Source organism: Pedobacter sp. GW822-FHT03F06 (assembly GCF_058801365.1).
In genome coordinates, this window is sequence record NZ_JBXANE010000004.1 from 40,723 (window position 1) to 54,537 (window position 13,815).

At 37.7% G+C, this 13,815-nt stretch carries 12 protein-coding genes; 7 read left to right on the forward strand and 5 right to left on the reverse strand.

All coding sequences use genetic code 11. The annotated features are described in order from the left end of the window. Window positions 1-2 precede the first annotated feature (2 nt). The gene (locus AC1RJ8_RS07855; RefSeq protein WP_492953603.1) at window positions 3-1,469 is read left to right on the forward strand and encodes a glutamate synthase subunit beta; all 1,467 of its coding nucleotides are present in this window, start codon (window positions 3-5) and stop codon (window positions 1,467-1,469) included. A 500-nt stretch (window positions 1,470-1,969) separates the two neighbouring features. Here the strand turns inward: AC1RJ8_RS07855 and AC1RJ8_RS07860 are convergent, their stop codons facing one another. Then, a complete protein-coding gene (locus AC1RJ8_RS07860; protein ID WP_492953602.1) occupies window positions 1,970-3,172 on the reverse strand; it encodes a DUF763 domain-containing protein in 1,203 nt (400 codons plus the stop codon). A gap of 260 nt (window positions 3,173-3,432) precedes the next feature. On the opposite strand from AC1RJ8_RS07860, the gene AC1RJ8_RS07865 reads away from it, so the two are divergent. Further along, on the forward strand, window positions 3,433-4,536 hold the full coding sequence (locus tag AC1RJ8_RS07865) for a metallophosphoesterase (protein ID WP_492953601.1): 1,104 nt from the start codon (window positions 3,433-3,435) through the stop codon (window positions 4,534-4,536). Here AC1RJ8_RS07865 and AC1RJ8_RS07870 read toward each other — a convergent pair. After that, window positions 4,522-5,589 (reverse strand): sensor histidine kinase, encoded by a 1,068-nt coding sequence (locus AC1RJ8_RS07870; RefSeq protein ID WP_492953600.1) that lies wholly within the window; start codon window positions 5,587-5,589, stop codon window positions 4,522-4,524. The two genes, AC1RJ8_RS07865 and AC1RJ8_RS07870, sit on opposite strands and share 15 nt — an antisense overlap. A 151-nt stretch (window positions 5,590-5,740) precedes the next feature. Here AC1RJ8_RS07870 and AC1RJ8_RS07875 point away from each other — a divergent pair, with 151 nt between their 5' ends. Continuing rightward, the gene (locus AC1RJ8_RS07875) at window positions 5,741-7,207 is read left to right on the forward strand and encodes a glycoside hydrolase family 130 protein (protein ID WP_492953599.1); all 1,467 of its coding nucleotides are present in this window, start codon (window positions 5,741-5,743) and stop codon (window positions 7,205-7,207) included. Between the two features lie 290 nt (window positions 7,208-7,497). Here the strand turns inward: AC1RJ8_RS07875 and AC1RJ8_RS07880 are convergent, their stop codons facing one another. Beyond that, a complete protein-coding gene (locus AC1RJ8_RS07880) occupies window positions 7,498-9,768 on the reverse strand; it encodes a glycosyltransferase family 4 protein (RefSeq protein ID WP_492953598.1) in 2,271 nt (756 codons plus the stop codon). Between the two features lie 129 nt (window positions 9,769-9,897). Between AC1RJ8_RS07880 and ku the strand changes: the two genes are divergently transcribed. Beyond that, the gene (ku, locus tag AC1RJ8_RS07885) at window positions 9,898-10,668 is read left to right on the forward strand and encodes a non-homologous end joining protein Ku (protein ID WP_477583083.1); all 771 of its coding nucleotides are present in this window, start codon (window positions 9,898-9,900) and stop codon (window positions 10,666-10,668) included. A gap of 84 nt (window positions 10,669-10,752) precedes the next feature. Here ku and AC1RJ8_RS07890 read toward each other — a convergent pair whose 3' ends face one another. After that, the gene (locus AC1RJ8_RS07890) at window positions 10,753-11,871 is read right to left on the reverse strand and encodes an alpha/beta hydrolase (RefSeq protein ID WP_492953597.1); all 1,119 of its coding nucleotides are present in this window, start codon (window positions 11,869-11,871) and stop codon (window positions 10,753-10,755) included. A 141-nt stretch (window positions 11,872-12,012) separates the two neighbouring features. Here AC1RJ8_RS07890 and AC1RJ8_RS07895 point away from each other — a divergent pair, with 141 nt between their 5' ends. The 3 genes from AC1RJ8_RS07895 to AC1RJ8_RS07905 are packed head-to-tail and all read left to right on the forward strand — an operon-like array spanning window position 12,013 to window position 13,377. Next, complete coding sequence (locus tag AC1RJ8_RS07895) at window positions 12,013-12,381, forward strand: SpoIIAA family protein (protein WP_492953596.1); 369 nt, start codon at window positions 12,013-12,015, stop codon at window positions 12,379-12,381. 12 nt (window positions 12,382-12,393) lie between these two features. After that, on the forward strand, window positions 12,394-12,546 hold the full coding sequence (locus tag AC1RJ8_RS07900) for a hypothetical protein (RefSeq protein WP_165456547.1): 153 nt from the start codon (window positions 12,394-12,396) through the stop codon (window positions 12,544-12,546). Between the two features lie 24 nt (window positions 12,547-12,570). Continuing rightward, window positions 12,571-13,377, forward strand: coding sequence for a mechanosensitive ion channel family protein (locus AC1RJ8_RS07905; protein WP_492953595.1), 807 nt, complete (start codon window positions 12,571-12,573; stop codon window positions 13,375-13,377). A gap of 4 nt (window positions 13,378-13,381) precedes the next feature. On the opposite strand, the gene AC1RJ8_RS07910 is transcribed toward AC1RJ8_RS07905, so the two are convergent. Then, entirely contained in the window at window positions 13,382-13,750 is a 369-nt protein-coding gene (locus AC1RJ8_RS07910) for a response regulator transcription factor (RefSeq protein WP_492953594.1), read from the reverse strand. Window positions 13,751-13,815: the final 65 nt, after the last annotated feature.

The window sequence follows — 13,815 nt, forward strand, 5'->3', positions numbered from 1 at the left end:
CCATGGGAAAAGTAACAGGATTTCAAGAATACGATAGAGTTGCGCCCACTAGAGAAGAGGCTGCAACACGTGTAAAACACTATGGGGAATTTTTAAATGAATTACCCTCAAAAGAATTAAACAATCAAGCTGCCCGTTGTATGGATTGCGGCGTACCTTTCTGCCAATCAGGCTGCCCATTGGGTAACGTGATACCAGAATTTAACGACGCCGTTTATCAGGGTAAATGGGAATTAGCTGCAAATATTTTATTAAGCACCAATAATTTTCCTGAATTTACAGGTAGAATTTGCCCCGCACCATGCGAATCGGCATGTGTATTGGGCATTAACCGCCCACCGGTTTCTATCGAGGAGATTGAAAAGCACATCATCGAAATTGCTTTCGAAAAAGGATTTATCAAAGCAAAAGCACCATTAATCAGAACGGGTAAAAAAGTAGCTGTAATTGGTTCAGGTCCTGCGGGCTTAGCTGCTGCTGCTCAGTTAAATAAGGTTGGACATGAGGTTACCGTTTTCGAACGTGATGATGCTCCAGGTGGTTTATTGAGGTATGGTATCCCTGATTTCAAACTACAAAAAAATGTAGTGGACCGCCGTATCGATTTAATGAAAGAAGAAGGTATCATTTTTAAATGTAATGCCAATGTGGGCGAGAATGTTGAGATAGGTACTTTGTTACGCGATTTCAACGCAATTGTATTGGCTGGTGGCTCAACTATTCCACGCGATTTACCAATTGACGGCCGTTCGGCTAAAGGAGTTCATTTTGCAATGGATTTCTTGAAACAACAAAATAAACGTGTAGCGAGCAGAGCCGTTGATGCGGAAGATATTATGGCTACCGGCAAAAATGTAATCGTAATTGGCGGTGGCGATACCGGATCTGACTGTATTGGTACTTCAAACCGTCATGGGGCGAAATCGGTTACACAGTTTGAGATTATGCCAATGCCGCCGCAGGCACGTAACGAGCATATGCCCTGGCCAAATTACCCAATGTTGCTAAAAAATACTTCTTCTCATGAGGAAGGTGCACAAAGGGCCTGGTCGGTAAACACTAAAAACTTTATTGCTGATGAAAAAGGAAACCTTAAAGCCTTAAAAGTAGTTGATGTAGAATGGGAAATTGATGCAAACGGACGTCCGGTTACTTTTAAAGAAGTGGCTGGTACTGAAAGAGATCTTCCATGCGAACTAGTACTTTTAGCAATGGGTTTCTTACATCCTCAAAAAGAAGGTTTAATTGAGAAATTAGGTGTGGAACTGGATAACCGCGGAAACGTAAAAGCATCTGAACACACTTACCAAACCAATATTGCTAAGATTTTTGCCGCAGGTGATGTTCGCCGCGGACAATCATTAGTCGTTTGGGCCATTTCAGAAGGTAGAGAAGCTGCCCGTAAGGTAGACGAATACTTGATGGGGACAACTAAACTGGCATCGAAAGATGCAGTTGCATACGCTTAGTAGGTTTAAATTCTATATTTTTAGGGTCGTGGTGCAAACCACGACCTTTTTTGTTTTAATAAATCTTAGTTAATGCTCTGCCACGGAGGCACTGAGCTTATGCCTTTAAGAAATATCGTCCTCGTTTGATAACGAGGATGCAAGAGAATGGCGATTTTATCGCCACTAGAATTCTTATTAAGCATTAGAAATGCGAACCTTGCTAATCTTCGTTATAAAAGAGAACTATTTGTAGACGTTTAATCATTAATTAACTTTCTGACACGGAAATACTGAATTTATTGAGCTTAACCTTGTCATAGCGAGATCTTACAGCTAGTAAGTTTTAGTGCGGTCGTCATGCTGAATTTATTTCAGCATCTATCATACTGTTTAGTTGTTAATAATCTTTCGACACGGAAACACTGAGACCACGGAAATTTCAGAATGAATACTTAACATATGACTAACGAATAGATCCTGAAATAAATTCAGGATGACGAACATGCGAGAAAAATAAATTAAAATAACTTCAATTGCTCATTCTTTGGCGGTTTTTCTTTTCCAAAAACTGTTCTGCCGCCGTATTTCCAGCTTTCAGTACGTTCTTTTTGAATTACCTTTTCAAAATCCATATTTGGAACAAAGTCTTTTTCTGCATTCCGGGCAATTTGATGCAACGATTTGATGGCTTGTTGTTTATCTGTATTTCCAATCTTCGCTTTTTCAATTGCTTTCTGCAAAACACTTATGGTTTCATCATAAACATTTACCGGAACAGGGAAGGGATGCCCATCTTTACCGCCATGCGCAAAAGAATAACGGGCAGGATCGCTAAACCGGGAAGGCGTACCATAAATCACCTCGCTCACTAAAACCATCGATTGTAAGGTTCTTGGCCCCATGCCTTCGAGTAATAATAATTCCTCAAAATCTCTCGGTTGCTTTTCCTGTGCCAGCCATAAAATACTTCCTAAACGTTTTAAATCTACATCTTTCGATTTTACCTCATGATGATCGGGCAATACCAGTTTTTGTATTTCATTAAGCATCCTTACCGGCGATTCAGCTGTAATGCTCACCATACGCTGCCTGGTTTTATCAGCATCATTAGCCGTTAGGTTCAGAATCTTGCCTTGATTAACACCACAGATACCGGTATGTGGTTCCTCGACAAAAGATTTTAGGTTTTCAGAATGCCAGTGGTATCTTCTTGCGGTTGAGCTGCTGTCGCTCATGCCTTGTTGCACCACTGCCCAATCGCCTTCGCTGCTTAAAATAAAACTATGAAGATACAGTTGAAAACCGTCTTGAATGGCCGTATTGTCTACTTTTGCACTGAGTTTACTGGCCCGAACCAATGCTGTTCCATCTAAACCCGTTTTATCGGCAATTTTTAAAAGTTCATTTGGCGTTTCTCTGCTGTGTTTTCCTTTGCCTCCGCAAATGTAAATGCCCAACTCTTTCGATAAGGGATTGATCGATTTCTTTAAAGCGCCCATTACCGATGTCGTAATACCAGACGAATGCCAGTCCATACCCATTACAGCGCCTAAACTCTGAAACCAAAAAGGACTGCTTAAGCGGCGTATTACTTCTGCTTTACCATATTCTAATAGTATCGCTTCCGTTATGGCCAGGCCAAGTGTTGCCATACGCTGCGCCAGCCATGGTGGTACATGGCCATAATGTAGGGGTAAATCTGCGCTTCCTGATCTTTTCAATACTAACAAATTTAGTAAATTTTATTTAAAATAAGGCCTTATCTTATTGGCGATAGAAAGGACCTGACTTTAATAAAAGCGATTAACCAGAGTAAACTAAACTTGATTGGAGTGAGCATGTCGATTTTACATCGGCATAAAACGGAAAGCAAGGCCGAACCTAACCTAAGAATTACCACTATTGCTTTTCAGAAAAAACGATTGCTGATATTTTTTGTTATTTTGAGAAACAATAATACTAGCGAAGGCTCATTTTATACATGCGGAAACTCTTACAACGTTTACTCAGTGCCTGGATTATTCGCATGTCGAATAAATTTGGTTCAAGGCCCAACCGTAAACGCATTCATGCAGCTTTAAATAAACTGTATAAAAACATCAATGCAACACCTGGTAAACGGGGACTTATTTTTGAAGTTGCCGATACGGATAAATTTATCATTTTATCAGACCAGCATAAAGGTGCACGCGATTATGCCGATGACTTTACTTTAGCTGAAAAGAATTATTTAAAAGCACTTGAATATTACAACCAGCAAGATTTCCATTACATAAATTTGGGCGATAGCGAGGAACTCTGGGAGAATTTACTTGAATCTGTAATTAAACATAATAAAGAGACTTTCGAAGCAGAAAAAGCTTTTATTTCAAAAAACCATTTCACTAAAATATTCGGCAACCACGATTTATATTGGGATAATGATCCTTTAGCCGGATTTAACCTCAATAGAATTTACGGAACTAAAATCCACATTTATGAAGGCGCAATCTTAAGAATGCCAGTGGGCGAGATTAAACTCGATATTTTCTTAACCCACGGCCATCAAGGCGATTTACAGAGCGATGGAAACTGGTTTAGCAAATGGTTTGTGAGTACCGTTTGGGCACCACTGCAGTCGTACCTTCAAATTAACCCGAATACGCCAGCATACAGCAACCAGCTCAAAACAGCACATAACACACTCATGTACAGTTGGGTAGCTACAAAAAAGAACCTGGCTTTAATTACCGGACATACACATCAGCCTGTTTTTGCTTCGTTAACACATCTGGAACGGATTTACATCAAACTGAATAAAGCCAAAAAAGAAAAGAATGCTGATGATCTTGCTGTTTTAAATGCAGAGCTTCGTAAACTGATAAAAGAGGGAGATAAAACACCACGTTTTGGCAAATACAAACCCGGTTACTTTAACAGCGGTTGTTGTTGCTTTAATGATGGCGATATGACTGGTATCGAAATCGAGAATGGCTTTATAAGATTAATAAAATGGTCGTACCATAGAAATGCCATTCCTGAAAGAATTTTACTCGAAGAAATGAAACTTAGTGAATTATTAGATTTAAACTTATTTAATGGGTAGCGTTACGTAAAAAGTTGCACCCAAATCTTTCCCTTCGCTTTCTACCCACAACCTTCCCTTATGTACATCTACTAAGGCATTTACGGTGATTAGTCCCAAACCATAGGTATTTTCATGCGCTGTGGCCATAGCCGTTAATGTTGCAAATTTCAAGAAAATTTTATCGAGATCTTCTTCCGTCAAACCCACACCGTTATCTTTTATTACAATGGTTACTTCATTTTCTGCAGTTTGATGTGATATTTTAATTTCCTTTCCTTTTGGAGAAAATTTAATGGCATTGTCCAGTAATTGGCTAAAAATAACCTTAAGTTTATCAGCATCGCCAAAAATTTCAACTGGAGTTTCAATATCGATCAAAACGTTTTGGTTTTTCTGTTTAAGCGTTAAATCCAAATTAAACTTTACCTCTTCGAGCAGCTCTTTCAAGTCAACTTTCGCTTTTTGGGGCTTAAATGAGTGAGCTTCTTTTCGGGCAGTGCTTAAAATGTCATTCAGATTATCGATCATTCTTTTCGATTGTGCATTAATCTTACCGGCAATTAATGAAGCTTTATCTTCAATACCTGGAATGCGTCCCAGCAATTCAGATTGAAGTGAAATCGTCGTCATCGGGTTTTTAAGATCATGAATAAGCACATGTAAACGATCATCGTAAGCCCTTAAAGCCCTTCTGGTTGCAATTCTAGATTCCAGTTTTTCTATTACCATACCTGCTAAATGCCTTAGCATTTTTAGCTGCCGCTCTTCGGCTGCTTTAAATTTAGTATCGGCAACGTAAATCGAGCCGATAGGATAACCTTCTGGCGAGCTGATCAGAGCAGAGGCAAAAAAAGGAAATGCATCTTTTTTTAAAGGTGACCCGATTGAAGATCCCACTTGGGCTTTCATAAAAATATCGCCATCCGTCTGAAAACATATACCCGCATTTGGAACATCAAATATTTCAGCAGCCAATTGTGCTATCTGATCAAAAGCACGTTCAGCAGGTGTACTTAAAATCTCGTAGTATCTTAATTTTCCTAAACGCAAGGTTTCAGCTGTTAAAATCATGTTATCTGCTTTAAAAGGGATAAGGGTTAAAGGTAAAAATTATGTCCAAATACTATAAATAATATAAACAATTAAGTCGTAAATTTCGTTAATATAAAGTTGGAAGATATAAAACGAAAAGCGTTAAAATTACTACCAAAACAGCAAAATAATGAGATTATACATAGAACGCAAACCAGTTAAGGTTAACCCAGATACTAAAAGAGTTATTGCACGTTTTTTTTTTAATGGAGAGGAGAGAGCATTAGAAGTCATCCGAAAGGTTTTAGAGTTTTCAGATGAAAAAGTGTTTTCGCTGATATCGCCCATCTTACAGGAATATTCTAAAAGACACCGGAATATTACCAAAATCCTGACCCGGCACTGTAAAAAATTAAAAAAACAGTTTGCGGCCCTAGGTACAGAATTCGAAGATATTGATGAATACACCAGATTGCTGATCGGTGCTTACTTTACACATGAATACTCGATAGAATCGGCAGCTTTTTTTAATCCAAGCATAGTAGACGACCCCGATCAAACCGATTTGGTAGAAGGCGAAAAGCGGGTAATTATTAGCTTTCGTGCCGTAGGTGAGGGGCATATTTCTTCAATTGTTTTCAGGCGTGCTTTAATTGATAAAAACAATAATATCCAGGTTTTACCAGTTGGGAATTATGTAGATGAGGCGGAGGTAGTGAAGAATGCCATTTATGTAAAAAAACTGTTCTTAAAAAAAGCAGCCTACGCGCAGATTGATCCTTCGGTATTGGATGAAATTGAATCAAAACTGGATGATAAATTTGAATATACCAGTTTGAGCAATATCATTAAAGATTCTAAAAGCTTACATAAAGAAAATCCGTCACGCTTAATCGAGTACGACAAAGTACTTTGGTTATCAGATACTTACCACACCATAACTTTTTCAAAAGATACAGATATTTCTGATCGGGTAATTTTTCCCATTTCAGAATTTGAACGTAAAGGGATTGAAGATGCCCGATTTGTAAAATTTGTTAAAGATGATGGCAAAGTACTGTACTATGCCACATATACTGCTTTCGATGGTTCTTTAATTATTCCAAAACTGGTACAGACCGAAGATTTTTACGAGTTTAAAGTGATTCCACTTTATGGCGATGGTGCACAAAATAAGAACCTGGCATTATTCCCAAGAAAAATTAAAGGGAAATACGTGATGATGAGCCGGATAGATGGCTGGAATAACTACCTGATGTTTTCTGATAAAGTTAATGTTTGGGAAAACCCGGTTCTTTTAAAACAACCTCGGTACGATTGGGAGCTGGTACAGATCGGCAATTGTGGTTCTCCGATAGAAACCGAAAAAGGATGGATTGTAATTACACATGGGGTGGGACCAATGCGCAGGTACTGTATTGGTGTAAGTTTATTGGATCTTGAAAACCCAAATATAGAAATAGGCCATTTAAAAGAGCCATTGATTATTCCAAATAATGATGAACGTGAAGGTTATGTGCCCAACGTGGTATATTCCTGCGGATCGATTATCAGTAACGGCGAATTAATTATTCCTTATGGTTTATCTGATTATAGTTCTTCGTTTGCCAGCGTAAATCTGGAGTTGCTGCTGGCCAAATTACTAGAGAATAATTAATTTCAATCTAAATCATGAAGGACTAGATAGACCCTGAAATAAATTACCTATGGTGAACTCGCTTAAGGCGCTGTTTACTTCGTAGCTTTTCGCTGCGCTACACTCCAGGGTGACGTAATGTTTAGTAAGATCCGTCATGCTGAACTTGTTTCAGCATCTATCGTTAAAGCCAGATGTAACCTGAAAAGGTTCAGGATAATGATCATCTTAACTTAATTGCTCTAAGAAAATACCACAAAAGGCCGATTCATTTCTGAATCAGCCTTTTTATTTCCCAGACAATTTAATCTTTAACTACATTTATCTGCTTCCACCAGGGGAGACGACAGTGTTTCATATTCGGTTTCTGCGGCCTTTAATATCGCCAAATGAGAGATGAAATAAGCCAGTGTACTCTCAGCACCCTGGTTCCTGTTCACACTGTTAAACTGTAATCCATCTGCACATCCATGTGTTTCAAAATCGTATAAAGGAATATGCAGGCTGTTTTTCCCTAAGAACCACTGATAACTGATATGCATTAAATTTAGATATTTATCATCTTTAGTTACCTCGAATGTTTTAGCATAGAGTAATACCATTGCCATCGTTTCTATAGCCTGTTGGTCATAGATAGGGTTTTTGCCATGTTTTTTCATCCATCCTGCATTTCCGACCGGATTTAGGTACCCGTTTTCGAAAGAGAAGCTATTTAAAAACTCAATGCTTTCCATCGCAATTTTATAAGATGTTGCATTCCCCGTAACTTCGTAATGATGAAGCAACGCCAAAGGAAGGATTGCATTATCGTAGGTAAGAATATCTTCAAACCAATGCCAATCGCCATCTTTATTGTCTTGATATGATGCCTTTAAGGAATTGGCCAGCAGATTGATTTCTTTCGTGATCAACTCATCATCAGGATGAGCGCACAGATAATACGATAGACCAATAATGGTATTGGCTTTTCCCCGCAGATATTTTAATCCTTTAAAATGTGGAATAGAATGCGAAAATAATTCTCTACCAAATTCACGGTAAGAATTGTTGGGTGCACTGCAGACTAAATAACCTAATGACCAGATGGTACGGCCAAAAGAATCTTCTGAGCCTATCTCATCCAAATAATTGCGGTTAAAGCTTAAGAAATTCCTAAAGTTCCCGTCATCGGTTTGCATATATTGAATAAAGCTCAGATAAACAGGCATGAATTTTAAAGCTTTAGGATTTTTATCCTGCTCGATAGCCATTAATGCCATAATCAAAGCTCTGGCATTATCATCAATACAATAACCTTCTTTCAAATTTGGAATACCAAAACGGGCATGCTGAATAATTCCGGTATCATCTGTTAGTAGCGAAATATGATCTAAGTTAAGCGCTGGCATACCTTCTACATCAATAATAGGCGGAGTAACTCTTTCTGGCTTTTTCCCTAGAGCCACAGCTTCATTTAATACGTTGAGATAAACACCGCCAATGGCTGGCCAGCGAAGCTTCAATCCATATTCGTAAGCATTTTGCTTCAGTTTTTGATATTTATCTTTATCACTTAAAAGTTCGTTTACAATGGTTGTCAGTTGGGCATCATTTTTAAAATCAAATAATCTGCCCCTGTTATTGGCTAAAAGCTCTTGTGCATGCCAATATGGGGTAGAGACTACTGCCGCACCAGCTCCAATGGCATATGATAAAGTACCACTGGTAATCTGCGCTTCATTCAAATAAGGCGTAATATATAAATAACAGGCTGTTAAATACTGATGCAATTCTTCTTCAGACACAAATTTATTGACAAAAGCAATATTATTTTCTACACCTAAATCTTTTGCCAATGTTTTCAGACTATCGCGATATTCTTCGCCATTATGTTTTACAACGCCGGGATGAGTATTGCCCAAAATCACATATAATACATCCGGATGTTGAGCAACAATTTCCGGTAAAGCTTTAATTACGGTTTCTAAGCCTTTATTTCTGCTAATTAAGCCAAATGTAAAAAGTACTTTTCGATTGGTGAAAAGCGCACTTTGCGCAATTTCATTATTGGGTATAGGTTCCAGATCTGGAACGCCATGTTCAATTAATTTGATCGAATCTTTAGGAATCTGATAGATGCTGGTCAAAAACATGACTGCTTTTTTGCTCATTACGACTATTTTAGAAGATTTAACTGCAATCTCTTTAATAATGGTCTGTTGCATGAAATTCGGTTCTTTTAAAACCGTATGCAAAATGGTAATGAATGGCTTTTTTAATCTATTGATTAAGGACAATAAGAATACACCGCTATTGCCACCATATATACCGAATTCATGTTCAATAATACAACTATCTACATCACTGTTATTGATAAAATCTGCAGCATCGATATAATCTTTTTGGTTTTGCTGGCGGATTACGAATTTCACTTCGTTTGGGTAATCGTGTTCATTAACATCATCCGATTCATTTAATGCAACAACAAAACTTTTCTGTGAATTATAAGCAGGATTTAAACTTAAAGCATTAACCAAATTTTGGTTAAATGTAGCTAAACCACATTCACGAGGAGGATAGGTTGAAATGTAGGCGATTTTCATATGTATTTAAATAGGATTGATATTTAAATAACATTGTATTATCTAAATAGTTTGTGATTTCCTCAATTTACGCTTAATAAAGCCAAAACAATCTGATTTGGACACTTGTTAGTAAGTAAATATTTAACTATGAGATCAATATGGAAAGGTTCTATTGGATTTGGCTTGGTAAACATTCCAATTAAGTTGTTTTCTGCTGTCCAGAATAGCAATCTCGATTTAGATATGCTCGATGAGCGTGATCACGCAAAGATTAAATTTTTAAGGGTGAATGAAAATACCCATAAAGAAGTACCCTATGAGAAGATTGTTAGAGGTTATTTTTTAAAAGACAGGTATGTGGTGCTAGATAAGCACGATTTTGAAGAGGCTGCGCCTGAAAAAACCAAAATTATTGAATTAGAGAATTTTGTTGATATAAAAGATATTAATCCTATTTATTACGAAACTTCTTATTATACCGAGCCTGAAAAGCAGGGCAAAAAAGCTTACGGATTATTACTAAAGGCCTTAGAGAAATCGGGTAAAGCTGGAGTGGCACGATTTGTACTGCGGAATACAGAAAATCTTTGTGTTATCCACCCCATGGAACATGTAATTGTGATTACTAAAATCAGGTTTGAACAGGAAATCAGAAGTTTATCAGAGATTAACAAAGTTGACGACATTACCATTACCAAAAAAGAAATGGATGTGGGCTTGGCATTGATTAAACAATACAGTTCTAAATTCGACCTGAGCGCCTTTAAAGATGATTATAGCAGCGAATTATTGAAGATTATCAAAGCAAAATCTAAAGGCAAACGGGCAACGGTTAAAAAGATGAAACCACAAAAAGCGACAAGCGACGACCTTTATGATCAATTGATGCAGAGTTTGGGCTCGAAGAAAGGCGCATAGCTAACCTGAAGTTTTAAAAGCGCGCTGCGCTAAACGCTATACAAGAACAGCCTTGGAGTGATATCCACTCCAAGGCTGTTCTTTCTATTTAAAAGCAGCTTTCAATTGATCTGCAGCATAAGCCTGAGCCGCTTTCGCTTCTGGTATAAGCAGCGCCATACCAAAAAATTCATGTGTTACGCCTTCATAATTTTTACTGTCCACTTTCACTCCGGCAGCTTTCAATTTACGGGCGAGTATTACACCATCATCGTGTAGCGGATCTATTTCGGCTGTAATAATAGTTGTTGACGGTAGCCCATTTAAATTGGCATTAACCAACGACATTTTAGGGTCCTGCGCTTCAATCATGGTGGTCAGATATTTCTCTGTAAACCAGCCCATCATTGCCTTGTTCAGCGGTTTTGCCTTTTCATACATGTTATAAGATTCAGTATTCATATCTGCCTGAGCAATGGGATAAATTAAAACCTGGTGCACCGGCAGCATAATGTGTTTGTCTCTGGCCATAACAGATACATTTGCGGCTAAATTTCCACCTGCACTTTCACCAACAACTGCAATCTTAGCTGGATCGGCTTTTAAATCAACTGCATTTTTAACTGCCCATTCATAAGCTGTAAAAGCATCGTTATGTGCAGTAGGGAATTTGTTTTCGGGTGCTAAGCGGTAAGCTACAGAAACCACAACTGCACCGACCTGCTCGGCCAAAGCCTGTGCAGACGCGTTATAAACATCTAAATTGGCAATAACGAAACCACCGCCGTGGTAATAAACAATTAGTGGATAGGGCCCGGTTCCATTTTTTGGTGTATAAATACGCAGGTGGATTTTACCTCCGCTAACATCAATATCTTTCCCAATAGTATCTACCTTAGCAATTGGTAAGGTTATATTGTTCTGTTTTGCCAGATCCATTACCGCATCGGTTGGTGTATGATTTTTGCGTGCGTCGGTAGCACTTAAAGTTTCTAAAGGTTTATCTCCATAGCTATTTAATTTTTCTATTACAGCCTGCATTTCTGGCTTTATTGTTTTTCCCCACTCGGGGGCAGGGCCGGCAGGTTTTAGTGCTGCTGTTAATGTAGAGTCGGTTATGGTCGAATCTGTAACCGTAGTCGTTTTTGTTCCGCTTGTACAAGCAGTAATCCAAACAGCCACAGCACAAATAAATGAAGCAGGTTTTAACCAGTTAATTTTCATAGGATTGTTTTATTTTATAAATATTGTTTCTATAACAGTGTCAGCAAGATAAGTGTTTTTGTTGCCACTCAACTTTTCCTAATTTATTTAAAGGGCAAACATCTTGATGAATTAGTGTGTTCTTAAATAAACGAAATAATTATGCTAACAGAAATAACAGGACTACCAGATCATATTTTTGGCGTAAGGGCTACCGGAGAAGTGACAAGCGATGATATAAAGAGCGTTTTATTAACCGGTTTAAAAAGAACCGCTGAGCGTTTTAAGGAAATCAGATACCTGCTCGTTTTAGAAACTGATGTGAAAAATTTCACTGCAGGTGCATGGGTACAGGATGTTAAAGCCGGTCTGCAAAATTTTACCAAATGGAAAAAAATTGCAGTAGTAAGTGCCGAAAAAGGAGTAGAGTGGTTTACAGATGTTTTTACGTTAGCTACGCCAGGTAAATCAAAAGGCTTTAAACCAGAAGAAATAGAAGAAGCAAAGGCCTGGCTGGATGCTGAAGATTAACGATTAAAAAAGATGAAAAATTCTAAAACATCGGCAGAAAGTAGCAAGGCTACCGCACCGAAAAATGCAAAAGCTAAAGGTGCTGATGATAAAGTAACATCAGCCAAAGATGCAAAAAAAGTAAATGTAACTAAAGATGCGCCCGTTAAACATAAAAAACCTTAATAATTAGAAGCAAAATCCTAGTTTATGAAGATTGATGCCAATAACATCGAGCATTTTTACGATAAAGCCTACGATTGGATAATTGACAAAGGACCATCGGTAATTTTAGGTATAGTGTTGCTTATTTTAGGCTTATGGCTAATTAAGCTTTTGGGGAAATGGATGCAGGGTGGTATGCACCGTAAAGATATAAATCCATCGTTGCGACCATTTTTAACCAGTTTAATACTGATTACCTTAAGGGTTTTACTGGTACTTACAGTAATGCAGATTATTGGCATTCAGCTTACTTTTTTAACGGTACTCATTGGTGGTATTGGAGTTGCGGCAGGCTTGGCTTTATCTGGTACGCTGCAAAATTTTGCCAGTGGCGTATTAATTTTACTCTTGAAACCTTTCGTTGTGGGCGATAATATTATTGCACAAAGTCAGGAAGGGACCGTAACATCGATCCAGATATTTTATACCATTGTTAAAACATTTGATAACAGAACGGTAGTTATTCCAAACGGCAAATTATCAAACGAAGTGATTATCAACATCAGCAGAGAAGGCAGCAGGAGGTTGGATATTGAAATGAAGTTTAGCTATGGTATAGATTATGAACAGATTGTAACTGTTTTCAATAAAACGGTCGATGAATTTAAGGATTGTCTCAAAACACCAGAAAGGAGAATTGGTGTGTCTGCTTTAGAAGATAGTGGGTTTAAAGTAAGTTTAAATGTTTGGGTTAAAGCACATGGTTTTACAGACACTAAACTTTCTTTTTTGGAAGTGCTGATGAAAAACCTAAAACTTGGAGGAATAAAATTACCTGGTATGCCCGAGTAAAAACTTACTTTCGCAATAATGCATAAATTTTATCCATCAATTCGTCAATATTAAATGGCTTGGCCATAAAGTCATCGGCTTCTATTCCATCTAAGGTATAATTGTTGGCATTATAACGGGCCGAAATCATTAAAACGGGAATATGCTGCGTAGCTGCTGTATCTTTAAGTTCTTTTAAAAGTATCCTTCCATCAGCATCTGGAAGCATAATATCCATGATGATCACATCCGGATTAAATTCCTGAACATGATTAATAAAATCTGCACCTTTGTTTAGTCCATCAACGTTAAAGGCTTCGCTTTCTAAAATAAGGGTTATAACATCAAGGATTGCATGGTTATCTTCAATAACCAAAATATTCTTCTTTGCCAAGATTGAGATGATTTTAAAATTTCAAACAAATATATAATAAAAAATAAATCTCAAAACCGAATTTG